Origin of the sequence: Pseudomonas sp. R11F, from assembly GCF_050312575.1 — a bacterium.
GTDB lineage: Bacteria > Pseudomonadota > Gammaproteobacteria > Pseudomonadales > Pseudomonadaceae > Aquipseudomonas > Aquipseudomonas palleroniana.
In genome coordinates, this window is record NZ_JBNPJU010000005.1 from 26787 (window position 1) to 51279 (window position 24493).

General features: G+C 59.5%; 25 protein-coding genes. 13 read left to right on the forward strand and 12 right to left on the reverse strand.

Going from position 1 to position 24493, the window contains the following annotated elements:
* Positions 1-235: 235 nt before the first annotated feature.
* Together ACQRBV_RS00640 and moaB are read right to left on the reverse strand one after the other, a co-directional pair.
* Positions 236-1462 carry a molybdopterin molybdotransferase MoeA gene (locus ACQRBV_RS00640; protein ID WP_161548845.1) on the reverse strand — a complete coding sequence of 409 codons (1227 nt, stop codon included), beginning with the start codon at positions 1460-1462 and terminating at the stop codon, positions 236-238.
* Positions 1446-1985: a molybdenum cofactor biosynthesis protein B gene (gene moaB, locus ACQRBV_RS00645; RefSeq protein WP_010211803.1), complete on the reverse strand. Its 540-nt coding sequence runs from the start codon at positions 1983-1985 to the stop codon at positions 1446-1448. Before moaB ends, ACQRBV_RS00640 begins: the two co-directional genes overlap by 17 nt.
* 76 nt (positions 1986-2061) lie before the next feature.
* On the opposite strand from moaB, the gene mobA reads away from it, so the two are divergent.
* Both mobA and ACQRBV_RS00655 read left to right on the forward strand, forming a co-directional pair.
* A complete protein-coding gene (mobA, locus tag ACQRBV_RS00650; RefSeq protein WP_411984596.1) occupies positions 2062-2664 on the forward strand; it encodes a molybdenum cofactor guanylyltransferase MobA in 603 nt (200 codons plus the stop codon).
* Between the two features lie 79 nt (positions 2665-2743).
* Complete coding sequence (locus ACQRBV_RS00655; protein ID WP_060753290.1) at positions 2744-2965, forward strand: YgdI/YgdR family lipoprotein; 222 nt, start codon at positions 2744-2746, stop codon at positions 2963-2965.
* 56 nt (positions 2966-3021) lie between these two features.
* On the opposite strand, the gene ACQRBV_RS00660 is transcribed toward ACQRBV_RS00655, so the two are convergent.
* The 3 genes from ACQRBV_RS00660 to ACQRBV_RS00670 form a co-directional block, all read right to left on the reverse strand.
* Complete coding sequence (locus tag ACQRBV_RS00660) at positions 3022-3912, reverse strand: pseudouridine synthase (protein WP_411984548.1); 891 nt, start codon at positions 3910-3912, stop codon at positions 3022-3024.
* Between the two features lie 72 nt (positions 3913-3984).
* On the reverse strand, positions 3985-4320 hold the full coding sequence (locus ACQRBV_RS00665; RefSeq protein ID WP_060753288.1) for a hypothetical protein: 336 nt from the start codon (positions 4318-4320) through the stop codon (positions 3985-3987).
* 73 nt (positions 4321-4393) lie between these two features.
* A complete protein-coding gene (locus tag ACQRBV_RS00670) occupies positions 4394-4630 on the reverse strand; it encodes a glutaredoxin family protein (protein WP_060753287.1) in 237 nt (78 codons plus the stop codon).
* A gap of 156 nt (positions 4631-4786) precedes the next feature.
* On the opposite strand from ACQRBV_RS00670, the gene ACQRBV_RS00675 reads away from it, so the two are divergent.
* Complete coding sequence (locus ACQRBV_RS00675; RefSeq protein ID WP_411984547.1) at positions 4787-6505, forward strand: cation:proton antiporter; 1719 nt, start codon at positions 4787-4789, stop codon at positions 6503-6505.
* Here ACQRBV_RS00675 and ACQRBV_RS00680 read toward each other — a convergent pair.
* Complete coding sequence (locus ACQRBV_RS00680) at positions 6492-7700, reverse strand: ammonium transporter (protein ID WP_411984546.1); 1209 nt, start codon at positions 7698-7700, stop codon at positions 6492-6494. The two genes, ACQRBV_RS00675 and ACQRBV_RS00680, sit on opposite strands and share 14 nt — an antisense overlap.
* Before the next feature lie 347 nt (positions 7701-8047).
* On the opposite strand from ACQRBV_RS00680, the gene ACQRBV_RS00685 reads away from it, so the two are divergent.
* From ACQRBV_RS00685 to ACQRBV_RS00715, 7 genes are all read left to right on the forward strand, one after another.
* Positions 8048-8362 (forward strand): DUF883 family protein, encoded by a 315-nt coding sequence (locus ACQRBV_RS00685; RefSeq protein WP_161548841.1) that lies wholly within the window; start codon positions 8048-8050, stop codon positions 8360-8362.
* 2 nt (positions 8363-8364) lie between these two features.
* Positions 8365-8751 carry a phage holin family protein gene (locus ACQRBV_RS00690; protein ID WP_411984545.1) on the forward strand — a complete coding sequence of 129 codons (387 nt, stop codon included), beginning with the start codon at positions 8365-8367 and terminating at the stop codon, positions 8749-8751.
* A complete protein-coding gene (locus tag ACQRBV_RS00695) occupies positions 8748-9086 on the forward strand; it encodes a hypothetical protein (RefSeq protein ID WP_060753282.1) in 339 nt (112 codons plus the stop codon). Before ACQRBV_RS00690 ends, ACQRBV_RS00695 begins: the two co-directional genes overlap by 4 nt.
* Before the next feature lie 160 nt (positions 9087-9246).
* Positions 9247-10578, forward strand: a complete 1332-nt coding sequence (locus tag ACQRBV_RS00700) for a deoxyguanosinetriphosphate triphosphohydrolase (RefSeq protein WP_060753281.1) — start codon at positions 9247-9249, stop codon at positions 10576-10578.
* 166 nt (positions 10579-10744) lie between these two features.
* A complete protein-coding gene (locus tag ACQRBV_RS00705) occupies positions 10745-11134 on the forward strand; it encodes a response regulator (protein ID WP_060753280.1) in 390 nt (129 codons plus the stop codon).
* A gap of 255 nt (positions 11135-11389) precedes the next feature.
* A complete protein-coding gene (locus ACQRBV_RS00710) occupies positions 11390-12016 on the forward strand; it encodes a response regulator transcription factor (RefSeq protein WP_060753279.1) in 627 nt (208 codons plus the stop codon).
* Positions 12017-12024: 8 nt separating this feature from the next.
* The gene (locus ACQRBV_RS00715; protein ID WP_411984544.1) at positions 12025-15660 is read left to right on the forward strand and encodes a transporter substrate-binding domain-containing protein; all 3636 of its coding nucleotides are present in this window, start codon (positions 12025-12027) and stop codon (positions 15658-15660) included.
* A 145-nt stretch (positions 15661-15805) separates the two neighbouring features.
* On the opposite strand, the gene ACQRBV_RS00720 is transcribed toward ACQRBV_RS00715, so the two are convergent.
* On the reverse strand, positions 15806-16288 hold the full coding sequence (locus ACQRBV_RS00720) for a GAF domain-containing protein (RefSeq protein ID WP_090366007.1): 483 nt from the start codon (positions 16286-16288) through the stop codon (positions 15806-15808).
* Complete coding sequence (locus ACQRBV_RS00725) at positions 16285-17175, reverse strand: ATP-binding protein (RefSeq protein WP_411984543.1); 891 nt, start codon at positions 17173-17175, stop codon at positions 16285-16287. Before ACQRBV_RS00725 ends, ACQRBV_RS00720 begins: the two co-directional genes overlap by 4 nt.
* A gap of 163 nt (positions 17176-17338) precedes the next feature.
* Between ACQRBV_RS00725 and ACQRBV_RS00730 the strand changes: the two genes are divergently transcribed.
* Positions 17339-19648, forward strand: coding sequence for a response regulator (locus tag ACQRBV_RS00730; RefSeq protein ID WP_060753275.1), 2310 nt, complete (start codon positions 17339-17341; stop codon positions 19646-19648).
* Here the strand turns inward: ACQRBV_RS00730 and ACQRBV_RS00735 are convergent.
* The 3 genes from ACQRBV_RS00735 to msrB all read right to left on the reverse strand — a co-directional run bounded on the left by ACQRBV_RS00735 (position 19629) and on the right by msrB (position 21184).
* Complete coding sequence (locus ACQRBV_RS00735; protein ID WP_060753274.1) at positions 19629-20093, reverse strand: MarR family winged helix-turn-helix transcriptional regulator; 465 nt, start codon at positions 20091-20093, stop codon at positions 19629-19631. The genes ACQRBV_RS00730 and ACQRBV_RS00735 overlap by 20 nt on opposite strands.
* Positions 20090-20575 (reverse strand): glutathione peroxidase, encoded by a 486-nt coding sequence (locus ACQRBV_RS00740; protein ID WP_090366011.1) that lies wholly within the window; start codon positions 20573-20575, stop codon positions 20090-20092. Before ACQRBV_RS00740 ends, ACQRBV_RS00735 begins: the two co-directional genes overlap by 4 nt.
* Positions 20576-20791: 216 nt before the next feature.
* Positions 20792-21184 (reverse strand): peptide-methionine (R)-S-oxide reductase MsrB, encoded by a 393-nt coding sequence (msrB, locus tag ACQRBV_RS00745; RefSeq protein ID WP_060753272.1) that lies wholly within the window; start codon positions 21182-21184, stop codon positions 20792-20794.
* Positions 21185-21371: 187 nt separating this feature from the next.
* Between msrB and ACQRBV_RS00750 the strand changes: the two genes are divergently transcribed.
* Both ACQRBV_RS00750 and htpX read left to right on the forward strand, forming a co-directional pair.
* The gene (locus ACQRBV_RS00750) at positions 21372-22583 is read left to right on the forward strand and encodes a pyridoxal phosphate-dependent aminotransferase (protein ID WP_025857865.1); all 1212 of its coding nucleotides are present in this window, start codon (positions 21372-21374) and stop codon (positions 22581-22583) included.
* A 304-nt stretch (positions 22584-22887) separates the two neighbouring features.
* A complete protein-coding gene (gene htpX, locus ACQRBV_RS00755; protein WP_060753271.1) occupies positions 22888-23775 on the forward strand; it encodes a protease HtpX in 888 nt (295 codons plus the stop codon).
* 53 nt (positions 23776-23828) lie between these two features.
* Here htpX and ACQRBV_RS00760 read toward each other — a convergent pair whose 3' ends face one another.
* Complete coding sequence (locus tag ACQRBV_RS00760; RefSeq protein WP_161548836.1) at positions 23829-24485, reverse strand: thiopurine S-methyltransferase; 657 nt, start codon at positions 24483-24485, stop codon at positions 23829-23831.
* Between the last annotated feature and the right edge of the window lie 8 nt (positions 24486-24493).

Here is a 24493-nt window from a genome sequence, read left to right on the forward strand (position 1 = left end):
GACTGCGTAGCAGGCCCATTTTTGAGGCCGCTGCGCGGCCTATCGGGAGCAAGCCCCCTCCCACAGTGACCGCATTAATCCTTAACTGACTGGCATTAGAGCAAGCCCCGCGCTGGGCGGCGCAGCCGCCCCAACAAGACCGCCGCGGTGTTTCAGCAAGACCGAGATGCCTGGGTTTAGGGCGGCTGCGCCACCCAGCGCGGGGCAAGCCCGCTCACTACAAGTGGGCTCTGGGTCAGTTCAGGACTTCACTCAACGGGATGAAATTGACTCGATCACCCACCGCCAGCGTCGTGCCTTCCAATACCTCCACAAACCCCTCCGCCCACGCCGCGCTGCGCAGCACGCCGGAGCTCTGGTTGCGGTAGATGATCGCCTTGCCCTGTTCGATGCGCCCGCGCAGGTATTCGCGGCGGTTACCCGGTTTGGGCCACACGAACCCCACCGGCACTTCGAAACGCAGCGGCGTCACTTCGTGTACGCCCTGGCGGCGCAGTAGATACGGGCGCGCCAACAGGGCAAACGTCACCAGGGTCGAAGCCGGGTTACCCGGCAAACCAATCACCGGCACACTGCGAAAGTGACCGAACGTCAGCGGTTTGCCCGGTTTGATCGCCAACTTCCACAGGGCCAGTTCGCCCTCTTCGCGCAAGGCGATGCCGAGGAAATCCGCTTCGCCCACCGACACACCGCCAGTGGACAGGATCAGGTCGACATCACCCAACCCTGCCAGACGCGCACGGGTCTGCTCCAGATCATCCGGCAGGATACCGCCATCGATCACTTCGCACCCCATACGCGCAAGCCAACTGCACAGTACGCGGCGATTGCTGTTGTAGATCTGGCCAGGCCCCAGCGGCAGGCCAGGCTCGATCAACTCATCGCCGGTGGACAACACCGCCACCCGCACCCGGCGCACCACGCTCAGGCGGTCACGGCCAAGGGAGGCGGCCAGGCCCAGTTCGATCGGGCCCAGGCGCGTGCCGGCGGTCAACACCCGCTCACCGACCGTGGTTTCCTGGCCGCGTGGGCGGATGTTCTGGCCCGCCTGCAACGGCTCGCTGAAGCTCACACGCTCGTCGGCGTGAAGCACGGCATTTTCCTGCATTTCTACACAATCAGCGCCTTCGGGCACCGGCGCGCCGGTAAAGATTCGTGCGCACGTCCCGGCGGCCAATGGCTGCGGCGCCTGGCCGGCGAAGATGCGCTGGCTGACCGGCAGCGGCTCACCCTTCCAGTCCGACAGCCGCAGGGCATAACCGTCCATGGCACTGTTGGGCCATGGCGGCAGGTCGAGGGTGGAGATCAGGTCTTGCGCCAGCACGCGCCCATCGAGGTCAGCCAGGGGCAACACGTCCTGCTCGCGGATCGGCGTGGCTTCGGCCATGTCCAGCAGGCGCTGCAGCGCTTCTTCCACCGGCATCAGGGCGCCGGTCTTGCCGGGCTTATCCACGGGATTCACAGGGCTCGGCCTGCTTCAAATGAGGCACGAAATTGCACGGGCGGTGACGGTTGTCCAACTGCTCGGCGAGGATACCGTCCCAGCCCGTGCGCACGGCGTTGGTGGAGCCCGGCAGGCAGCACACCAGCGTGCCGTTGGCCAGGCCGGCCAGGGCGCGGGACTGCACGGTGGAGGTGCCGATATCCGCCACGGATATCTGGCGGAACAGCTCGCCGAAACCGTCGACCTGCTTGTCCAGCAGGCAACTCACCGCTTCGGGCGTGCTGTCACGGCCGGTGAAACCGGTGCCGCCGGTAATCAGCACCACCTGCACGACGTCTTCAGCGATCCAGTGGGCCACTTGGGCGCGGATTTTATAGAGGTCATCCTTGAGCAACACGCGCTCGGCCAGGTGGTGGCCAGCGGCGGTCAGGCGATCGACGAAGACCTGGCCCGAGGTGTCGGTGTCCAGGGTGCGGGTGTCACTGACGGTCAATACAGCGATGTTCAGGGGTACGAAGGGCGCATCAGCCTTGGCTTTCATGGCTCGGTCCGGTTGTCGAAGGAACAGCCCGATGTTATATCACAGGGCCTTATTGACCTGCCGCAGCGAAACCGCCATGTCCCTCGATGACTCACCCCTGCCCTGTTCGATCCTGCTGCTGGCCGGTGGCCGCGGCCAACGCATGGGCGGCCAGGATAAAGGCTTGCTGCAATGGCGCGGCCGGCCGTTGATCGCGCACTTGCAGGACCTGACCAGGCCGCTGACAGATGACCTGATCATCTCGTGCAACCGCAACCATGACCTCTACGCCCCCTATGCCGACCAACTGGTGAGCGACGACAGCCAGGACTTCCCCGGCCCGCTCGCCGGCATCCGTGCAGGCTTGCTCGCCGCACGTCATCAGCACCTGCTGATCCTGCCGTGTGATGTGCCGAACATTGATGCACGATTGCTCGCCGACCTGTGGGAGACATCGCGTAGCCATCCCTGCGTGCCGGTCATGGTCCGACAAGGTGAGTTCTGGGAACCCTTGCTGTGCATCATCCCCACCGCCCTTAAAAACCCAGTGGAATGTGCCTGGGCCGCAGGCGAACGCAGCCCGCGCAAGATCCTGCTGCAACTGGGTGGCGTCGCACTGGATTGCCCGGACAATGATCCGCGCCTGGCCAACCTTAATACACCCGAACTGTTGCACCCTGGGACTGGCGTGTCAGAATGATGGGCGAACAAGGAACTTTGACGACGCCTTGCGCGTCACAAGCTCAGTCATTCAAAAGTATTTTCTCGGAGACAAACTCATGACTCAACGGACCATCGCCGCTCTCATGCTTGCACTGGGCCTGGCTACCCTCGCCGGTTGCGCCTCGCCAACAGTGATCACCCTGAATGACGGTCGCGAAATCCAGGCCGTCGACACCCCGACTTACGACAAGGCATCGGGCTTCTACGAGTTCAAACAGCTTGATGGCAAGGAAACCCGTATCAATAAAGATCAGGTTCGCACCGTTAAAGACCTGTAAGTCTTAACGCTTGCCGCCCAAGGCCCGCCTCGTGCGGGCCTTGTCGTTTCCGGGGGTCACCAGTCGAGGGTGATCCGGCTGCGGAAACTGCGCTCCAGCCCGGTGATCGGGTCAATAAAACGTACGCCCTGGGCCAGCAGTTTGAGCGGGTTGGCGTAGTCATCCACGGCGTCCTTGATCACATCCGGGTAGAACGGATCGTTGCAGATACTCGCACCGAGCGCGGTCATGTGCACGCGCAACTGGTGCTTCTTGCCGGTCACGGGAAACAGGCCATATCGCCACAGATCGCCGTGCTGTTCCCGGACCTCAACCGCCGTTTCAGTGTTGCTGGCACCGGGCCCCTCCTGCATGCGAAAGAATGGTTCGCCATCCACCAGGCGGCTTTTATGCACCAGGGGGAAGGTCAGGTTGGGCAACGCCGGCGCGATGGCTTCGTAGAATTTGTCGATACGCCGCGTGGGAAACAGTTGTTGATAGGCCGAACGGCTTTGTGGGTTGGCCGAGAACAACACCAGCCCCGCCGTGTGGCGGTCGATACGATGCAGGGGCACCAGCGAGGGGTTGTCCAGGCGGCGGATCAGGCGCCGCAGCAAGGTCTGTTCGACGTATTCGCCGGCTGGCGTCACCGGCAGGAAATGCGGTTTGTCAGCCACCACCAGGTGCTCGTCGGCATACAGGATGGTTTCCTGCACCGCGATGACCTTCTCATTGGGCACTTCCCGGAAGTAGTAGATGCACAGGCCCTCCTTGTAAGCCAGGCCCTGGCTGATCGGCTGGCCATTGAGATCCAGCACTCGCCCCCGCGCAATACGGTCCAGCCAATGCTCGCGACTGATGGCCGGGAAGTGTTCGCACAGGCAATCGAGCACCGTCGCCCAAGGCCCCGGAGGCAGATACAGAGTGCTGGCTTGATACTGGGACGCGGAAAAACCGGAAGTGGACATGAAGAGGCTCGAAACCTGGAAAAACACAGCGGTATTATCCCGCAAGGAGCGGGATTGGGCCTAGGGTCGATCTCAAGCTTTGGCCAATTGGGTTCGCAGGATGGGCGAAGCACTCGCGGCCTCGGTGAACTCCTTGAGCCAGCGCAGCACATCGACCGCATCCCACCGGCCGGGATCGTACAGCGCGTACAACAAACCCTGGTAACCCACCACATCCAATTGCTTGTGATAACCGGCGCGCTGGAACAACGCCTCGATCTCGGCAAAGCAAGTGTTGAAATGCACTTTGTTAAACGGCGTCTTGCCTTCCGTGACCAGGCCGTCGAGGCGCAGCTCGTTCACCGCATCACGCACGACATCGACGGACATGCGATTGACGCTGCTTTTCAATTGTTCAACATTCACCACGGGCGTTCCCTCTATTCAATCGCTGTACAAACATACAGTAACTTAATATTTGGAAACCTGCCATCGCATAAAGCTAGAGCAAGAACGTCACGACCTGTTCCGTATCGAACGGCCAATCCAGCTCAGCTCCGGTGTCTACCCGGCGAAGCACCGGAATCCGCAGGCCGTAGGCTTCGGTCAGGTCGTCGGGGTCGGTGATATCGACCAGTTCCACCAGCAAGCCACGTTCGACGAGCGGCATGATTTCGGCTTCGGCAACTTCACAAAGATGGCAACCCAGGGTGCCGAACAACTGGCATTCAGGAGGCATGATGAATGGCCCGATCAGAAAACAGTCACCTATTCTAAGCCCGGTGACTGCATGAAGCCCACCACCACAAAAAACCTGACCCAGATCAGCATGGCGTATAAATGATTCAGCGATTCTCGCGGCTTTTTGCCCGCCCAACCTGCAAGGAAGCTGTCCGTGTTTGCCAACCTGTTGATCATTCTGGCCTCATCCCTGGTGGTGATTGCGCTTTTTCGCCGCCTGCAATTGCCTCCGGTGCTGGGCTATCTGTGCGTCGGCCTGGCCGTAGGCCCCACTGCGCTGGATTGGGTGAATGACAGCGAAGAACTGCCGGACCTCGCCGAGCTCGGCGTGGTATTCCTCTTGTTCTCCCTGGGCCTGGAGTTTTCCCTGAGCAAAATGCTCGCCCTGCGGCGGGTGGTGTTTGGCCTGGGCAGCCTGCAGGTGCTGGGGTGCGGCGTGCTGCTGGGTGGTTTGTTGATGGGCTTGGGCCTGTCGCCCGGTGTGGCGCTGCTATTGGGCGCTGGGCTGGCATTGTCCTCCACCGCTATCGTCAGCAGGGAGCTGGGCAGCCTCGGGGAAATCTTCAGCAGCCATGGCCAGAATGCGATTGGCGTGCTGCTGTTTCAGGATGTGGTCGCCGTGTTGCTGCTGACGCTGGTGCCGGTGTTTGCCGGCAGCAGCACCCAAGCCTGGTACTGGGCGCTGCCACTGACACTGGGCAAAACCGTGGTGCTGTTCATCGGCTTGCTAGGGGCCAGTCGCTGGCTATTACCGCGGTTGTTCCATGAAGTCGCTGCGTCCCATTCGGCGGAGCTGTTTGTGTTGCTGGCGCTGGTGATCGTCCTGTTGACCGCCTGGCTGACGCACCTGCTCGGACTCTCGCCGGCCCTCGGTGCATTCCTGGCCGGCATGCTGCTGGGGGAAAGCCATTACCGGCATCAGATCGAAGCGGATATCCGCCCGTTTCGCGACATTTTGCTGGGCTTGTTTTTCGTCAGCATCGGCATGCTCATCGACCTGCAACTATTCGTCAGCCATAGCCTGCTGATCCTTGGCCTGACCCTCACCCTGATGCTGGTCAAAGGTTGTGTGGTGGCGGGGCTGGTCAAGTGGCGTGGCAGCGACAGTGAAACCGCCTGGCGCAGCGGACTGGCCTTGGCCCAGGGTGGCGAATTCTGTTTTGCGCTGATGGCGCAGATGCAACAAAGCCGGCTGATTCCCGATGAGTTCAATGGCCTGCTCCTCGCTGCCACGTTCTGCTCGATGCTGTTCACCCCACTGCTGCTGCGCGCCGCGCCGTCGATCGCCCAGCGCCTGCACCGCAAGCCCAACCTGCAAGTGCAATTGGAGCAAATCACTGCGCTCAACGCCCAGTTACGCGGCCATGCGGTGATTTGCGGATATGGCCGGGTCGGGCAATCCATCGGTCGTTTTCTGCGCCGCGAACAGCAGGCGTTTATCGCACTGGATGACGACCCGGAACGGGTGCAGGAAGCCGCCACTGAAGACAGCAGCGTGCACTACGGTGACTGTCGCCGTGGCGCCTTGCTGAGTGCGGTTGGGTTGGAACGGGCGCGATTGGTGGTGATCGCGGTGGACGACACGGACGTCGCACTGGTGGTGCTCAAGGAAGCTCGGCGGATCAACCCTGAAGTGCCGATCCTGGTGCGTACCCGCGATGACAGCCAACTGGCCGAACTGAAAGCTGCGGGCGCCAGCGAAGTGGTGCCCGAACTGCTGGAGTCCAGCCTGATGCTCGCCTCCCACGCCTTGATCCTGTTGGGCCTGCCGGACCAACAGGTGCAGGCGCGGGTGGATGAAGTGCGACATAACCGTTATCGCCTGCTGCACGGCTTCTACCCGCAGGCAGAACCGCCGATCAGTCCTGACTGACCGCGCCGATTTTGTGGATCGACAGGTCGGCGCCGTAATACTCCTCTTCCTGGCTCAGCCGCAGCCCATGCACGCGCTTGATCAGGCCATACACCAACAGGCCGCCGACCAACGCCACCGCGACACCCAGGGCCGTACCGATCAGTTGGCTGATCAGGCTGACACCGCCCAGGCCGCCGAGGGCCGTCTGCCCGAAGATACCGCAGGCGATACCGCCCCAGACGCCGCACAGGCCATGCAGCGGCCACACGCCCAGCACGTCGTCGATCTTCCAGCGATCCTGGGCCGCAATGAAGAACCACACAAACAACCCGCCGGCGACCGCACCGGTGACCAGCGCGCCCACCGGGTGCATCAGGTCGGAACCCGCGCACACCGCCACCAGCCCAGCCAGCGGGCCGTTATGCAGGAAGCCTGGGTCATTGCGACCAATGATCAGGGCCGCGACCGTGCCACCGACCATTGCCATCAGCGAGTTGACGGCGACAAGGCCGCTGACGCCGTTGAGGGTTTGCGCACTCATCACGTTGAAGCCGAACCAGCCGACAATCAGAATCCACGAGCCCAACGCCAGAAACGGAATGCTCGACGGCGCAAAGGCGACCAGCCTTCCCTCCCTGTATCGCCCATTACGTGGCCCCAGCAGCAAAACTGCCGCCAGCGCCAACCACCCTCCCATGGCGTGTACCACCACGGACCCGGCGAAATCATGGAAGCTGGCCCCAAAGGTTGCCAGCAGCCAGGCCTGCACGCCGAAATTGCCGTTCCACACCATGCCTTCGAAAAACGGATAGATAAACGCCACGATCAAGGCGGTGGCACACAGCTGAGGTGCGAACTTCGCCCGCTCGGCAATACCGCCGGAAATGATCGCCGGGATCGCTGCGGCAAACGTCAGCAGAAAGAAGAACTTCACCAGGCCGTAGCCGTGATCGGCGCTGATCACCACTGCCGGTTGCAGGAAGCTCACGCCGTAGGAGATCCAATAGCCTATAAAGAAATAGGCCAGGGTGGAAATGGCGAAGTCGCTGAGGATCTTCGACAGGGCATTGACCTGGTTTTTCTGGCGCACCGTCCCGACTTCAAGGAACGCGAAGCCGGCGTGCATGGCCAGGACCATGACTGCACCGATCAGGATAAACAGGGTGTTGGAGCTGTGGACTAAGGTGTCTACTGCGCTTTGCACATTTTCCATGGACGTTGGCAGGCCTGCATCAAAGGCAAAAAAGCACCAAACCGGTTCAGGCCAGGGTTTCACGCACTAAATTGGCACCACCGGTCCCACCCCTCTATTGGAGGCGTGAACCGCTTTAGCGCAGTGATCAACACAACAGGCCGTAACCGACAGGGTTTTTCCGCGAGTTTCAGTTATTTAGGGTAAGGTTTTTCAAGGCTTTAGGCCCGACCGCCCGGATTCAGCGCAGCCCGTTGGGCATGCGCACCAAGGCAAAGCAAAAGCTGTACCACACAATTGCACTGAACCTTCACCGAACGCGGTGACTCGAAACCACACACACCGATCAGCCAATCACGGAGATACCCATGGCCAGACGTACTGCAAAGACTGCTCAAGAAATACTGATGGCGGATTTTCAAACCCTGGTCAGTGACACCGAAAAGTTGCTGGACGACACCGCCGTGCTGGCCGGTGACCAGGCCGACGAGCTGCGTACCAAGATCCATGAGAGCCTGCTCAAGGCTCGCGAAACCCTGCAACTGACCGAAGACTCCCTGCGTGAGCGTGGCCAGGCAGCGGTTGCCGCCACCGAGGATTACGTACAGGCCAACCCTTGGCAGTCAGTCGGCATCGCCGCTGGCGTGGGCTTTCTGATCGGCCTGCTGGCCACAAGGCGCTAATCATGTCTATCGGCGAAACCGAGTCGTGCAAGGGCGCAAGCTCAACCTCTCGACGCCTGGGCGCGGCCGTTCTGGGCTTGCTGCACAGCCACGTCGAGCTGTTTGGCATCGAACTGCAGGAACAGAAGTCGCGCACCGTCAGCCTATTGCTGTTTGCCGGGCTCTCGCTGGTGTTTGCCTTGCTGTTATTGGTGGGGTTGTCGGCACTGGTGATGATTCTGGTATGGGACACCTACCGTATCACCGGGATCATCAGCCTCTGCGGGTTTTACATCCTGGCCGCGGCATTCTGCGGGTTGCGCTTGAAAGCGGCGATATTCGACGAGTCCACGCCCTTCCACGCGACCCTGGAAGAGCTGGCCAATGACCGGGAGCGCCTGCTGCCATGAGCCTGACTGAAATCCCGCCATCCACCTCACGCAGGGAAATGCGCAAGGCGTTGATTCGCCTGCGCATGGAGATGCACCGCCAGGAGATCCGCCACGAGTCGCAACAACTCATGGCGCCCCTGCACAAAATGCGCGACATGCGCCATAACTGGCAAGACAGCCTAGGAATCAAGCATGCGCCGCTATGGGGAGTTGCGGCGGTTACGTTGCTGGGCTTTTTTACCGGCAAAGGGGCCAAGGGCGGCAGTATCAGCAGTGTGACGCGCCTGGTGCGCTTGGGCGCCGGCTTGATCCCACTGATCAAGCTGGCCATGCAAGGCGCGCGCAAAGGCTGAACCCATACGCTGCCTGTTGCCTCGACAGAACCGGCCTGGCCCTTATCAGAACAGGGCCGGGCCTTTTTTCGCCCGCGCATCTGCCGGTAGATTTTCGCTTGCCCAGGCCACGCCGAACCGGGAAGCTGGGCGCATCCTTCACCAACGGAGAGTACCCGCCTTGGATTGGCCTACCCTGCTGACTCGCGAACGCCTCGGAAAACCCCTGCACAGCCCGGAAGAACTGGGCCGTAGCCCATTTCACAAAGATCACGACCGCATTATCTTCTCGGGTGCTTTCCGGCGCCTGGGCCGCAAGACCCAAGTGCATCCGGTGTCGAGCAACGACCATATCCATACGCGCCTGACGCATTCCCTGGAAGTCAGTTGCGTTGGCCGCTCCCTCGGCATGCGCGTCGGCGAGACCCTGCGCAGCGCCCTGCCCGACTGGTGCGACCCGAGCGACCTGGGCATGGTGGTGCAATCGGCTTGCCTGGCCCATGACATCGGTAACCCGCCCTTCGGGCATTCCGGTGAAGATGCCATTCGCCATTGGTTTCAGCAGGCTGCGGGCCGTGGCTGGCTGGATGGCATGAGCCCTGCCGAACGTAATGACTTCCTCAATTTCGAAGGCAACGCCCAGGGTTTTCGAGTGCTGACCCAACTGGAGTACCACCAGTTCGACGGTGGCACGCGGCTGACATACGCCACCTTGGGCACCTACCTGAAATATCCCTGGACCGCGCGTCACGCCGACTCCCTGGGCTACAAGAAACACAAGTTCGGCTGTTACCAGAGCGAACTGCCGATTCTGGAGCAGATCGCCCACAAACTCGGGCTGCCCCAACTGGAAGAACAACGCTGGGCGCGTCATCCGTTGGTTTACCTGATGGAAGCCGCGGACGACATCTGCTACGCGCTGATCGACCTGGAAGACGGGCTGGAGATGGAGCTGCTGGAATACGCCGAGGTCGAATCGCTGCTGCTCAACCTGGTCGGCGATGACCTGCCGCAGACGTATCGCCAATTGGGCCCGCTGGACTCGCGCCGGCGCAAATTGGCCATCTTGCGCGGCAAGGCGATCGAGCACCTGACCAACGCGGCGGCACAGGCATTTGTCGAACAGCAGGACGCCTTGCTGGCCGGCACCCTGCCCGGCGACCTGGTGGAGCATATGCATGGGCCTGCCAAGCGTTGTGTACTGGATGCCAAAGACATGGCGCGCAAGAAAATTTTCCAGGACAAGCGCAAGACCCTGCATGAAATCGGCGCCTACACCACCCTGGAAATCCTGTTGAATGCGTTTTGCGGTGCAGCCTTGGAACAACATGGCGGGCGCACACCATCGTTCAAGAACCGACGCATTCTCGACTTGCTGGGCAATAGCGCACCGGACCCCGCCTGGCCGTTGCATGCCTCGTTCCTGCGCATGATCGACTTTATCGCCGGCATGACTGACAGCTACGCCACCGAAATGGCACGAGAGATGACCGGCCGCTCCAGCCCCCAATAACCCTCGGATCCCGCAGCCTGTTCCCTGAACAGAATTAACCTACAAAGGGAACAGAGCGGCCTGATCGAATTCGTACAGGCACCCGAAGAATAATCACGCACGCTCCTCGCGGGCGTCGCAAACAATTCCTACATCCCACCGACGCTTGACCCACTGTGTGCTCTCTATGCCCAGACACTCTCTTCGTATTCTTGTGGTGGAAGATCATCCCTTTCAACTCCTGGCCACCCAATGCCTGCTCAGAAGCTTCGGTTTCGATCAACTCACACCCGTAGAAAACGCCGAACAGGCCATCCGCACAATGACCCAGTCCGAACGACCTTTCGACCTGATGCTGTGTGACCAATGCCTGCCTGACTTACCCGGCCTCGAATTGATAGAAATAGCCAGCCGCGGCCGTTTTATCAGTGCTGCGATTCTGCTCAGCGGGTTACCTGCCACCGAATTGATCAACCTCGCTCTACAAGCTGCGCAGCGAAGCCTGCCACTGTGGGGATATTTACCCAAGCCGTTAAATAAAGAAGAACTTGAAAAGCTAATAACATCCAATCGATAAATGTAGGACATTAAACATCTCGACTGATGAAAAGCGACTCTAAGCGCATCGTAAATTCCCGGCCACTTCCCGTCACCGCTTTCGCGCCCAAAACTCTGTCCGTTTCATTTCACAACTACCCTGTAGCTGGTAGGCATATGCCTTTTTTTATGTAGGACTTTTCTTGTTTTATGTCTAGGCCGTCGGCGTCGATCCTCCTCACTCATCTTCTGAGCTAATGTGCCCGCTTTATTTGCATCGGCGCGGAGCGTGACCATGAATACAGTTTTTATTATCGACGACCATCCGGTTATACGATTGGCCATTAGAATGTTACTTGAACATGAAGGTTACAAAGTCGTTGGCGAAACAGACAATGGCTGCGATGCCATCCAAATGGTCCGCGAATGCCTCCCGGATCTGGTAATTCTCGATATCAGCATCCCCAAACTTGATGGCCTCGAAGTACTCTGCCGATTCAACGCCATGAATACTTCGATGAAAACCCTGGTGCTCACGGCCCAGTGCCCTACCTTGTTTGCAACACGCTGCATGCGCTCGGGCGCTGAAGGCTATGTGTGCAAGGAAGGTGACCTCAGCGAGCTGCTGAGCGCGATCCGTGCAGTACTCTCCGGTTACAACTATTTCCCCAGCCAGGCACTGAATGGCAACGGCAGCGAAGGCGTTGAGGTGGAGGAGTTGGAATTATTCAAAACAGTCAACGACCGGGAGTTGATGGTATTACAACTTTTTGCACAAGGACGCACCAATAAAGAAATAGCCAAAGGCATGTTCCTGAGCAATAAAACCGTCAGTACTTATAAAAAGCGACTCATGCAGAAGCTCAAAGCCAAATCCTTGGTAGAACTCATCGAGATGGCAAAACGAAACGCGCTAGTGTGAGAAAGCGGATGCCCAGCCGTATAAAGGACTATCTGATTGTATTATGTGCCGGCTTGTGCTTCAGCACCGTTGCGCTCGCACAATATCAACCCGACCCGGAACATTTCACCTTATTAAGTCGTGCAGGAAGCGTTCAACTGGACATTCAATTGGACAGAGCACAACGCCAGTGGCTACAGAACAAACGCGAGCTGGTACTGGGCACTTCCGCACCCGACTACCCGCCCTTCGACCTCACTTCCAGCGGCCATGACTATGAAGGCCTCACCGCCGATTATGCGGGGCTGCTGGCCAAGGCACTCGCCTTGCCGGTCAGGGTCGTGCGCTACCCTTCCCGCAAGGCATCCATTCAAGCCCTGGAGGCGGGTGACATTGATCTACTGGGCTCCTCCAACGGCTTTGAAGCCGCGAACCCAAAGCTGATCCTGTCCGCACCCTACGCCGTGGACCAGCCGGTGCTGGTCACCCGTGAGGGTGAAACCCGCAGCCTCAACGATGGCTTGGCGGGGCTTCGCCTGAGCCTTGTCTATCATTACCTGCCCCTGAGTGAAGTGGAAAAGCTGTACCCCAACGCGATCATTCGCGCCTATCCCTCTTATCAAAATGCCTTGAATGCGGTGGCCTTCGACCAGGCGGATGTGTTTCTGGGCGACACCATTTCCACCCATTACATGATCAACAAGGGCTATCTGAAAAATATCCACATGGCTAACTTCGGCAAACATGAGGCCTTTGGTTTCAGCTTTGCACTGCGCCAGGACCAACACATCCTGTTGAGCATTATCGACTCGGTACTGGCCGCCGTGCCTACCAACGAACGGGACAACATAGCCAAGCGCTGGAGTGCCGGTAGCGACATCCTGCTGACCGACAAAAAACTGCAACTGACCCAACGTGAAGAGCGCTGGCTGAAACAGCACCCCGTGGTAAAGGTCATCGTGAACGAAACCTTTGCACCGCTCACGTTCTTCGATGCAGACGGCAACTTCCGCGGCATCACTGCCGACCTCCTGGAGTTGATTCGCCTGCGCACCGGCCTGCGTTTCGTGATCCAGAACGGCCGCGACGTCAACGACATGATCGAGCAGGTCGCCACCGGCAAAGTGGATATGATCGGCGCCATCGTTCCGAGCAACGAAAGGGAAGCGCAGCTCAACTTCAGTCGGCCCTACCTGGAAAACTCCTACGTACTGCTGACACGCAAGGAGCCCGGTGCTCCGCTGAGCCTGGAGCAGATGGCCGGAAAACGCCTGGCCATCACCCAGGGCAACCCACTGGCCGGTACCTTGGGCAAGGACTTCCCACAGATTCACCTGGTGGAGACCAGCGACACGTTCAAGGCTTCGGAACTGCTTGCACAAGGCCATGTGGACGGCGCCGTGAACTCGCTGGTCATCGCCAACTACTTCCTCTCCTCGCAGGTCTTCCAGGACAAACTGCAGATCAGCAGCACTATCGGGACGGTCCCCGCCACGTTTGCCCTGGCCACATCACGCCATGCGACCGAACTGAGTTCGATCCTCGACAAGGCACTGCTCAGTATCGCCCCGGATGAAATGGGCGTGATCAACAGCCGCTGGCGTGGCTATACCGCCGCGTCCGACAGCTATTGGCGCAACTACCATCAATTGATTGCCCGGATCGTTATCGGCACCGGGCTGCTGCTGTTGATCTCCTTGACCTGGAACGCCTATATGCGTCGCCAGATCAAGCATCGGCAAATGGCCGAGCGCGCCCTCAATGACCAGTTCGAGTTCATGCGTGCGCTGGTCAATGAAACCCCACACCCGATCTACGTACGTGATCGCAACGGTTTGTTGCAGACCTGCAACGACAGTTACCTGCAGGTGTTCGACGTCAAACGCGAAGACGTCATCGGCAAAAGCGCGGTCCAGATGAGCATGGCCCTTGAGTCGGAGGCGGCGCAGTATCACGCCGATTATCAACGCGTCGTGGCCGAAGGTAACCCGCTGATCCTGGACCGCACCCTGCACATCCACGACAAGAAACTGACCATCTACCACTGGATCCTGCCGTACCGCGATTCCACCGGCGAAGTCCAAGGCATCATCGGTGGCTGGATCGACATCAGTGAAAGGCGCCAACTGTTTGATGAGTTGCGCGCTGCCAAGGAGCGCGCCGACGAAGCCAACCGTGCCAAAAGCACGTTCCTTGCCACCATGAGCCATGAGATCCGCACACCGATGAATGCCGTGATCGGTATGCTCGAACTGACACTCAAGCGCGCCGATCAAGGGCATCTTGATCGACCGGCCATTGAAGTGGCCTACAACTCGGCCAAGGACCTGCTGGAACTGATCGGCGATATTCTGGACATCGCACGTATTGAATCCGGGCGCCTCAGCCTCGCCCCGGAACGCGTCAACCTGCGGGAAGTGATCGAGTCCGTCGTACGCGTATTCGATGGGCTTGCGCGCCAGAAAACCCTCAGCCTGTTGCTGGAGTTCAAACCCGACCTGAACGATATCGAGGTTCAGATTGACCCACTGCGCTTCAAGCAAGTGCTGTCCAACCTGGTGAGCAATGCGATCAAGTTTACCGAGCGTGGGCAGGTGAAGATCAAAGTTGAGGTGTTGCCGACTCAAGCACTGGAACAAATCGAGCTCAAACTGGTGGTGGAAGACACCGGCATCGGGATCAGCAGGGACGACCAGTTGCGTTTGTTCGAACCCTTCGCCCAAGCGGACAACTCCGGACACCTGGCCAGGAGCGGCGCAGGGCTGGGGCTGGTGATCTGTCGCAGCTTGTGCGCGATGATGGGCGGCCAGCTAAGCCTGAGCAGCGTGCCCATGGTCGGCACCCAAGTGCACGTCAACCTGAAGATGCCGCGTCTGCACACGCAGAACCAGGTCGGTGAACTGGTACCGGTGGCGGCCGCCCCGACCCCGGTGCTCAATGTGCTGGTGGTGGACGACCACCCGGCCAATCGCTTGCTGATGTGTCAGCAGCTGGGCTACCTGGGCCACCAGTTCACCGCGGCCGAGCACGGTGCGGCCGGTTTCCAGGCGTGGCGCCAGGAGCATTTCGACCTGGTGATCGCCGACTGCAACATGCCCATCATGAACGGCTACGAGTTGAGCCGCTCGATCCGTGAATACGAGCAACGCGAACAACGGCCGCCCTGCGTGGTATTGGGCTTTACCGCCAATGCACAACCCGAGGAACGGCAACGGTGCGTGCAGGCCGGTATGAACGACTGCCTGTTCAAACCCATCAGCCTCACGGTGTTGGAGCGACAACTGGCACACATCGCCCCACAACCGGCGAGCCCGTGCCTGGACCTGGCGTGCCTGGAGGCCCTGACCGGCGGCGATACGCAATTGAGTCGGCGCTTGCTGGAGGAACTGCTAAATAGCAGCCGGCACGACCGCCAGGAACTCATGGGCATGCTGGCTCGACAAGCCCCGCACCAGGACATCATCGAGCAAGCCCACAAAATCAAAGGAGCCGCCCGCATCGTCCAAGCCCACTCATTGGCGGGGCAATGCGAAACACTGGAACAAGCCTGCTCTCGCAGCGAAGATCGTCCCGTGATCGACGCCGGCATCAAAGCCCTGGAAAAGCTGATGCTGGAATTGGAAAGAATGCTGCAAACGCAACTGCATGACCTGGATCGCCAATAAGAGGCAGGGTTGAGTCAAGCGGTAGGAGCGAGCTTGCTCGCGAAAAACGTCAACGATAACGCGTTTTTCCTGGATCAACGCGGCGCCTGTGAGTTTTTCGCGAGCAAGCTCGCTCCTACACAAAGCCTTACCCTGGCATCTTTGTTCAGCAATCCGTCAAACGTAGGAAAATCGCCGCCAGCTGTTCAATCCCGACCTGGTCCTCGGGCGTAAAGCGCGCCAGCGAGGGGCTGTCGAGGTCGAGGACACCAATCAACCGGTTGTCCTTGACCAACGGCACCACCAACTCGCTGTTGGAAGCGCTATCGCACGCAATGTGCCCAGGGAACGCATGCACATCCTCCACCCGCTGGGTTTGCCGCGAAGCCGCAGCCGCACCACACACGCCACGGCCGAACGGAATCCGCACACAGGCGATCTGCCCCTGAAATGGTCCGAGCACCAGCTCTTCGTTACGGTTGAGGTAGAAACCCGCCCAGTTCAGATCATCCAGCTGGTTGAACAGGAACGCGGAAAACTGCGCACTGTTGGCGATGAAATCACGCTCATCCGCCAACAGCGACTCCAACTGCGCGCAAAGCATGGCGTAGCCATCAAGGCCGGTACCGGCCTGTTGTAAATCGATCATGGTTGACGTTCCAGCAATTTGAGACCCACCCAATAACGGGCGAATTGATAGGCACACCGGCCGTTGCGGTTGCCGCGACCGGTAGCCCAGCGCACGGCGAGGATATCGAGGGCCTCATCGCGTTGCCACTGCAAACCGGCTCTATTGGCCAGCTCGCCGATCCAGTGCTCCACCACATCCAGAAAGTGCTCTTGGGTGAAGGGGTAAAACGACAGCCACAAGCCAAAACGGTCAGACAAGGCAATCTTGTCCTCGACGGCCTCGCTGGGGTGCAACTCACCGTCCACGCGTTTCCAGTTGTCGTTATCACTCTGGTTTTCCGGCACCAGATGGCGGCGGTTCGACGTGGCATACAGCAACACATTGTCCGGTGCCTGCTCCAGCGAACCGTCAAGTACGCTTTTGAGCACACGGTAATCACTTTCACCGGCTTCGAACGACAGGTCATCGCAGAACAGAATGAAGCGTTGCGGCAGCTTGAGCAGCTGCTCGACCACACGTGGCAGGTCGGCCAGGTGATCGCGCTCGATTTCGATCAGGCGCAAACCCGCCTTGGCATGCTGGGCCAGCAGCGCGCGCACCATGGACGATTTGCCGGTGCCACGCGAACCCCAGAGCAACGCATGGTTGGCGGGCAGGCCCTCGATAAATTGCTGGGTGTTGCGGGCCAGTTGCTCACGCTGCCGGTCAACGCCGATCAGGTCGGACAGGCGCATATCCAGGCTGACGTCCAGCGGCAACAGGAAGCCGCTGCGGCCTTCGCGCTGCCAGCGGGCCGCCAGGCACTGGTTCCAGTCAATAGCTTGGCGTGGGGCGGGCAACAAGGGTTCCAGGCGTGCGAGCACCGCATCGGCCCGCTCTAGAAAGGCACTCAATCGAGAATCCACGATTATTCCTCTGGAAAGTTCCTGCAAAAGATGGCGTATTGGCAACCCTGCGGCAGACCGCACGAGGCTGCGTAAAAAACGATTTATGCCGGGTAAGCCAGAGCCTGTGGATGTTCAGCTATGCTTGCCGGGCGAAGGGAAACGTGAAGTGGTTCAACACTCGATGGATATCAAGTTCGCCCACCGCTTGTCTTATAAACAAGCCAGATTGACTGTGCTGGTCGGTTTCGTCTTGGGAACCCTGCTCAGTCTGATCCAAATCGGTATTGATTATGCCAGCGAAGACGCATCCATCAACCGTGAAATACGTTCGCTGATTGAAATCAGCCATAACCCCGCGTCACGTATTGCCTACAACATTGATGCTGAACTCGCCCAGGAGTTGACCCTGGGCCTGCTGCAGTCCCCTGCCATCACTCATGCGCAATTGATCGACAACAATGGCGTGGTCCTGGCAGACGTGGTGCGTGCGCCCAAGGAAAGCAGCTACCGGCCCCTCAGTGATTTTCTGTTCGGCGCCAACCGTCAGTTTGAAGACCGCTTGTTCCTCAGCCATATGCCCAATGATTCGCTTGGGGTGCTGCGGCTGGACGTAGACACCTACGCCTTCGGCAGCCGTTTCCTGCATCGTGCCGAAATCACCCTGCTCAACGGATTTGCCCGCAGCCTGTTGCTGACCGGAATACTGCTGGCGTTGTTCTACGTCATGTTGACCCAGCCGCTGGTGCGCATTATCCGTGCCTTGAGCACCAGTAAGCAGACCCATCTGGACTGCCCGCCGGGGCACGAAAACGACGAAATCGGCGTGCTGGTCAACGTCGCCAACCAGCAGTTCGAAAACATGCAGACCGAAATCCAGCAGCGCCGCCACGCTGAAGACCGGCTGACTGAATACCTCGGACAGCTGGAAGATATTGTCTCGGCGCGCACCCTCGAACTCAAAGCCAGTAACCAGCGCCTGATTCAATCCAATGATGAACTGGAAGCGGCAAAAATGACCGCCCTGGGCATGGCCCAGGCAAGGGCGGCATTCCTGGCCAACATGAGCCACGAAATCCGCACGCCGCTGAACGGCCTGCTGGGGATGATCGCACTGTCACTGGACAGCCCATTGAACGCCGAACAGCGCCAGCAACTGTCCATCGCCCATGACTCGGGCAAAGTGCTGGTGGAATTGCTCAACGATATCCTCGACCTGTCCAAGTTCGACGCCGGTCAGCTGGAGCTTGAGCACATCCCGTTCGACCTCGGTTCACTGGTGGAAGACACCGCAAACCTGCTGTCGCAGAACGCAGCTCCCAGTGTCGAACTGACGTGCCTGATCGACCCACAGTTTCCCGCCCAGGTCATTGGCGACCCGACCCGTGTACGCCAAATCGTCAGCAACCTGCTCTCCAACGCGTTGAAGTTCACCCGCTTCGGCCGGGTCGATGTACGCCTGCGCGCTCAAGCCGACCGGGTCAGCATCGAAGTGTGCGACACGGGCATCGGCATCGCCCAGGAAGCGCAGGCGAAGATCTTCCAGCCGTTCACTCAGGCCGGTGCCGGTATCACCCGTCAGTTCGGCGGCACTGGCCTGGGCCTGGCGCTGACCTACAACTTGTGCGAAGCGATGAAGGGCCGGCTGACGATCAGTTCGGAGGTCGGGTTTGGCAGCCAGTTCTGCGCCGATCTGCCTTTGCCTACGCATTTGCCGGCCGCCCCGGTGGCACCGCTGACGGGCGAAGTCATTGCCATAACCAACGCGGGCAGCGGCCTGACGGAACTGCTCACCACCCTGCTCCCCCATTGGGGGCTGACACCGCGCTGCTATTCCCAGGACGATGACTTGAGGGGGCAAACGCCGGACCTGCTGATCACGGATTGCCCCGAGTGCCTGTTCCGCCTGCGCCCGGCGATCAGCGCACCGATTCTGGTGGTGACCGCCTATGGCAACTTCATGCCCAGTGAAGAAGTGGCGGCCCTTGCGCCATTGCAGCAACAGGCACGCCCGTTGAGCCGCAACGCGTTGTACCAGATCTTGCAACGTAACCTGCACAGCGACTCGCCGTTGATCCTCGACCCGGTGCAGATAGAAGCCGCCCCCCTTGCCCACCGCGCGTACATCCTGCTGGTGGAGGACAATCCGGTCAATCAACTGGTAGCCAAGGGCATGCTCAACAAATTGGGGTGCAAGGTCATCGTCGCCGCCCATGGTGGCGAAGCGCTCAAGCTGCTTGAAGACCAGCGCTTCGACATGGTGCTGATGGACTGCAACATGCCGGTGATGGACGGCTACGAGGCGAGTCGGCAAATTCGTCGCAGCGGGCGTTGGCCGGACCTGCCCATCGTCGCGTTGACGGCCAATGCGATGTCTGAAGAACGCGAGCGTTGCCGGGCGGCGGGGATGAATGATTATCTGGCCAAGCCATTTCGCCGTGAAGAACTCAATGCGTTGCTGGACCTCTGGGTGCCTAAGACGACAACCCTTTGACCTGCGCCAGCAACTGGTCCAGGCCATTGCGCAGGGCGTCAGCCTGATTCAGGTCGATGCCACTGTCGCACAGTAACCGGGTCTTCAAACTCTGAGTCCGGTCGCGCAATTGCACGCCGGCCTCGCTCAGGCTCAGGTGCACTTCGCGCTCATCCTTGGCGCTGCGCTGACGCCTCACCAGTGCAAGCTGCTCAAGCCGCTTGAGCAACGGCGTCAACGTGCCCGAATCCAGCATCAGCCGTTCCCCTAACGCCTTGACCGTGGGTTGCGCCGGTGCAGCGTCGTGCCATTCCCACAACACCAGCATCACCACGTATTGCGGATAGGTCAGGCCCAACTGATCCAGCATCGGCTTATAGGCCCGGGTGACCGCGCGTGAGGCGGCGTAGAGCTTGAAACACAACTGGTTGTCCAGGGCGAGGGATACGCCAGGCAGATCGGTCATTTGAGCAGCGCTTCGATCTCTTGGGTCAGGTCCTCAGGCTTGGTGGTCGGGGCAAAACGCTTGACCACCTGACCGTTGCGACCGACGAGGAACTTGGTGAAGTTCCACTTGATGCCCTTGGAACCCAGCAGCCCCGGTGCCTGTTTTTTCAACTGAACAAACAAAGGGTGAGCATCGCTGCCATTGACGTCGATCTTCTTGAACAGCGGGAAACTGACGCCGAAGTTCAGCTCGCAAAACTCGGAGATTGCCCCTTCATTGCCAGGTTCCTGCTTGCCGAACTGGTTGCAGGGAAAACCCAGCACCACCAGACCCTGATCCTTGTACTGCTGCCAGAGTTGCTCCAACCCTTTGTACTGCGGCGTGAAACCGCATTTGCTGGCGGTATTGACCACCAGGATGGCTTTGCCGGCGAAATCGGCCAAGGTCTTTTGCTCACCCTTGATGGTGGTGCAAGGGATACTCAGCAAGTTGTCGCTCATGACAGTGCCTCGGATAAGGGGAAGAAGCAAAAAGATAGTGGGTAATTCAATTGTGTGCAATTTAATTACCGGGATTGATGGCGCGTTATCAGCCTCGACTCAGGCCAAATGTGGGAGCGAGCTTGCTCGCGAAAGCGGTCTATCAGCTGACATATCTACTGACTGACACGCCCTATTCACGAGCAAGCCCGCACACAATTGAAGGTCGTTGCCGGTCTAACGCGGTACCAGGTCCAGGCACACCGAATTGATGCAGTAACGCAGGCCGGTCGGCGGTGGACCGTCCGGGAATACATGACCCAGATGGGCATCACACTTGGCGCAGGTGACTTCGGTACGGATCATGCCGTGGCTGACATCGCGGATCTCGATCATCGCGCTGTCGGCAATCGGCGCGTAGAAACTCGGCCAGCCGCATCCCGAATCAAATTTCGTGGTGGAGTCGAACAGCGGCTCATTGCAGCAGACGCAGTGGTACACGCCGTCGGTCTTGGTGCCATTGTATTTGCCGCTGAAAGGTCGCTCGGTGCCCTTGAGACGGCACACGTTGTACTGCTCTGGATCGAGCATCGCCTTCCATTCATCAACGGTTTTCTGCAACTTTTCCATCGGTACACCTCGGCAACTGAAAAACCCTGATCTGTGTCTTTTCCATGGATCAGGCGGCACGTATGATTGCGCCTCTTCAAAACGCCAGTCTGGCACCCACGCTACCGGCATTCAAACGTATTTATCGGATTCACAGTACGGTAGTGTCCACACCGTCTGGATCGTTCATTTTCAGGATCACATCGCCATGCAGGTCAGCAAATCGAACAAGCTCGCCAACGTCTGCTACGACATTCGCGGCCCGGTGCTCAAGCACGCCAAGCGCCTGGAAGAGGAAGGCCATCGCATCCTCAAGCTGAACATCGGCAACCCGGCGCCCTTTGGTTTCGAAGCGCCGGACGAAATTCTCCAGGATGTGATCCGCAACCTGCCGACCGCCCAGGGCTACAGTGACTCCAAGGGCCTGTTCAGCGCACGTAAAGCCGTGATGCAGTACTACCAGCAGAAGCAGGTCGAAGGTGTCGGCATCGAAGACATCTACCTGGGCAATGGGGTGTCCGAGCTGATCGTGATGTCCATGCAGGCCCTGCTCAACAATGGCGACGAAGTCCTGGTGCCGGCCCCGGATTATCCGCTGTGGACCGCCGCCGTGACCCTCGCCGGCGGCCACCCGGTGCACTATCTGTGTGACGAAGGCGCCGACTGGTTCCCGGACCTGGCCGACATCAAGGCCAAGATCACCCCGAACACCAAGGCTCTGGTGATCATCAACCCGAACAACCCCACCGGTGCCGTGTATTCCAGGGAAGTGCTGCTGGGCATGCTTGAACTGGCGCGCCAACACAACCTGGTGGTGTTCTCCGACGAGATCTACGACAAGATCCTCTACGACGACGCCGTGCACGTGTGCACCGCCTCCCTGGCACCGGACCTGTTGTGCCTGACTTTCAACGGTTTGTCCAAGTCCTACCGCGTCGCCGGTTTCCGCTCCGGCTGGATCGCCATCTCGGGCCCCAAGCACAACGCCCAGAGCTACATCGAAGGCATCGACATGCTGGCCAACATGCGCCTGTGTGCCAACGTGCCGAGCCAGCACGCGATCCAGACCGCCCTTGGCGGGTATCAGAGCATCAATGACCTCGTGCTGCCCCAGGGCCGCCTGCTGGAGCAACGCAACCGTACCTGGGAGCTGCTCAACGCGATTCCTGGCGTCAGTTGCGTGAAACCCATGGGAGCGTTGTATGCCTTCCCGAGGATCGACCCGAAAGTGTGCCCGATCCTCAACGACGAGAAGTTCGTGCTCGACCTGCTGCTGTCGGAAAAGCTGCTGGTGGTCCAGGGCACCGCGTTCAACTGGCCATGGCCGGATCACTTCCGGGTAGTGACCCTGCCGCGCGTGGATGACCTGGACATGGCCATTGGTCGCATCGGCAACTTCCTCAAGTCCTATCGCCAGTAATGGATCTATCACTGTACGGCCCTCATTCGGTCGTACAGCGAGCATCTGGCAACACTTCTCTGCCCTGCTTCTCCGTCCTCCCTGTGGTTGCCCCCACTAATCGGCAAGCCCCCTATAATTACGGGACGGCAGGGTAAAAATGGGGTGATGGAGGCAAGCTTGGTGGGTCAGAAAATCCTTTCAAGGCTCTACGTTCAGGCTGTAGGACACAGTTTGAAATAGTCGCTCGGTTGAATCACCCCATCCCGCACCTTATATACCCCGCAGTACGCGACATATTAAGCCTGAGGAGAACTCTACAACCATGATGCGCATCCTGCTGTTTTTGGCCACTAACCTGGCGGTCGTGCTGATTGCCAGCATCACCCTGAGCCTGTTCGGCTTCAACGGGTTCATGGCGGCCAACGGGGTTGACCTGAACCTCAATCAGCTGCTGGTTTTCTGTGCGGTCTTTGGTTTCGCCGGCTCGCTGTTCTCGCTGTTCATCTCCAAGTGGATGGCGAAGATGAGCACCAGCACCCAGGTCATCACCCAGCCACGCACCCGACATGAGCAATGGTTGTTGCAGACCGTTGAGCAGCTGTCCCGTGACGCCGGCATCAAGATGCCCGAGGTAGGCATTTTCCCGGCTTATGAGGCCAACGCATTCGCCACCGGCTGGAACAAGAACGACGCGCTCGTCGCGGTGAGCCAGGGCATGCTGGAACGCTTCTCGTACGACGAAGTGAAAGCGGTGCTGGCCCACGAGATCGGCCACGTGGCCAACGGTGACATGGTCACCCTGGCATTGGTACAAGGGGTAGTGAACACCTTCGTCATGTTCTTTGCGCGAATCATCGGCAACTTTGTCGACAAGGTGATCTTCAAGAACGAAGAAGGCCGCGGTATCGCCTATTACGTGGCGACCATCTTTGCCGAACTGGTACTGGGCTTCCTGGCCAGCGCAATCACCATGTGGTTCTCGCGCAAACGGGAATTCCGTGCAGACGAAGCCGGTGCCCGCCTGGCCGGCACCGGGGCAATGATCGCAGCGCTGCAACACCTGCGCTCCGAACAGGGCCTGCCGGTACACATGCCGGACAGCCTGACCGCATTCGGTATCAACGGCGGCATCAAACAGGGCATGGCTCGCCTGTTCATGAGCCACCCGCCGCTGGAAGAGCGGATCGACGCATTGCGCCGTCGCGGCTGATTCCCGGTAACGCAAAAGGGGCGATTATATCGCCCCTTTTTTTTGACCGTGGTTTATACCCTGGTTAACCGATAAGCGCGCTCTTCAAGGCGAGTGACGCCATCCTGCACAAACTTCCAGCTTTCACCCAGGATGTCCTGCTCCTGCAACACCTCCAGCGTCCACCGCTCACCCAATAGCTTGTGCACTTCCTCGTCAGTCACCGCAAACGGCGGCCCGGCTTTTTGCATCTGCTCGTAATCCAGAGTGATCAACAGCCCCTGGCAACCTGGCCGCAGCAGCGTGTTCAGATGCTCGGCGTACTGCACACGCATCAACGGCGGCAACGCGATCAAGGCGGCGCGGTCATAGAGCGCAGTGCAATCAGCCAACGGCTCAGCGCCCAAGGCAAAAAAATCACCACACCAGATTTCGATCAGACCCGCCTGATATACCTTGAACACCCCCCGCTCGCTGATTCGCGGGGTCAGGTTCTGCTCGCTGAAAAACGCTTCGACCGCCTGCTCCGACAGCTCCACACCCAACACCCGCAACCCTTGGCTGGCCAGCCACATCAAGTCCAGGCTCTTGCCACACAGCGGCACCAGCACCTTGGAGCCTTCAGCGACGGCCAATAGCGGCCAGTGTCGTTGCAGATAAGCGTTGACCTGCGGCAGGTGAAAGCCGATCTGATTGCGCGCCCAGCGTTCCCGCCAAAATTTGGGTTCCATGAATCACC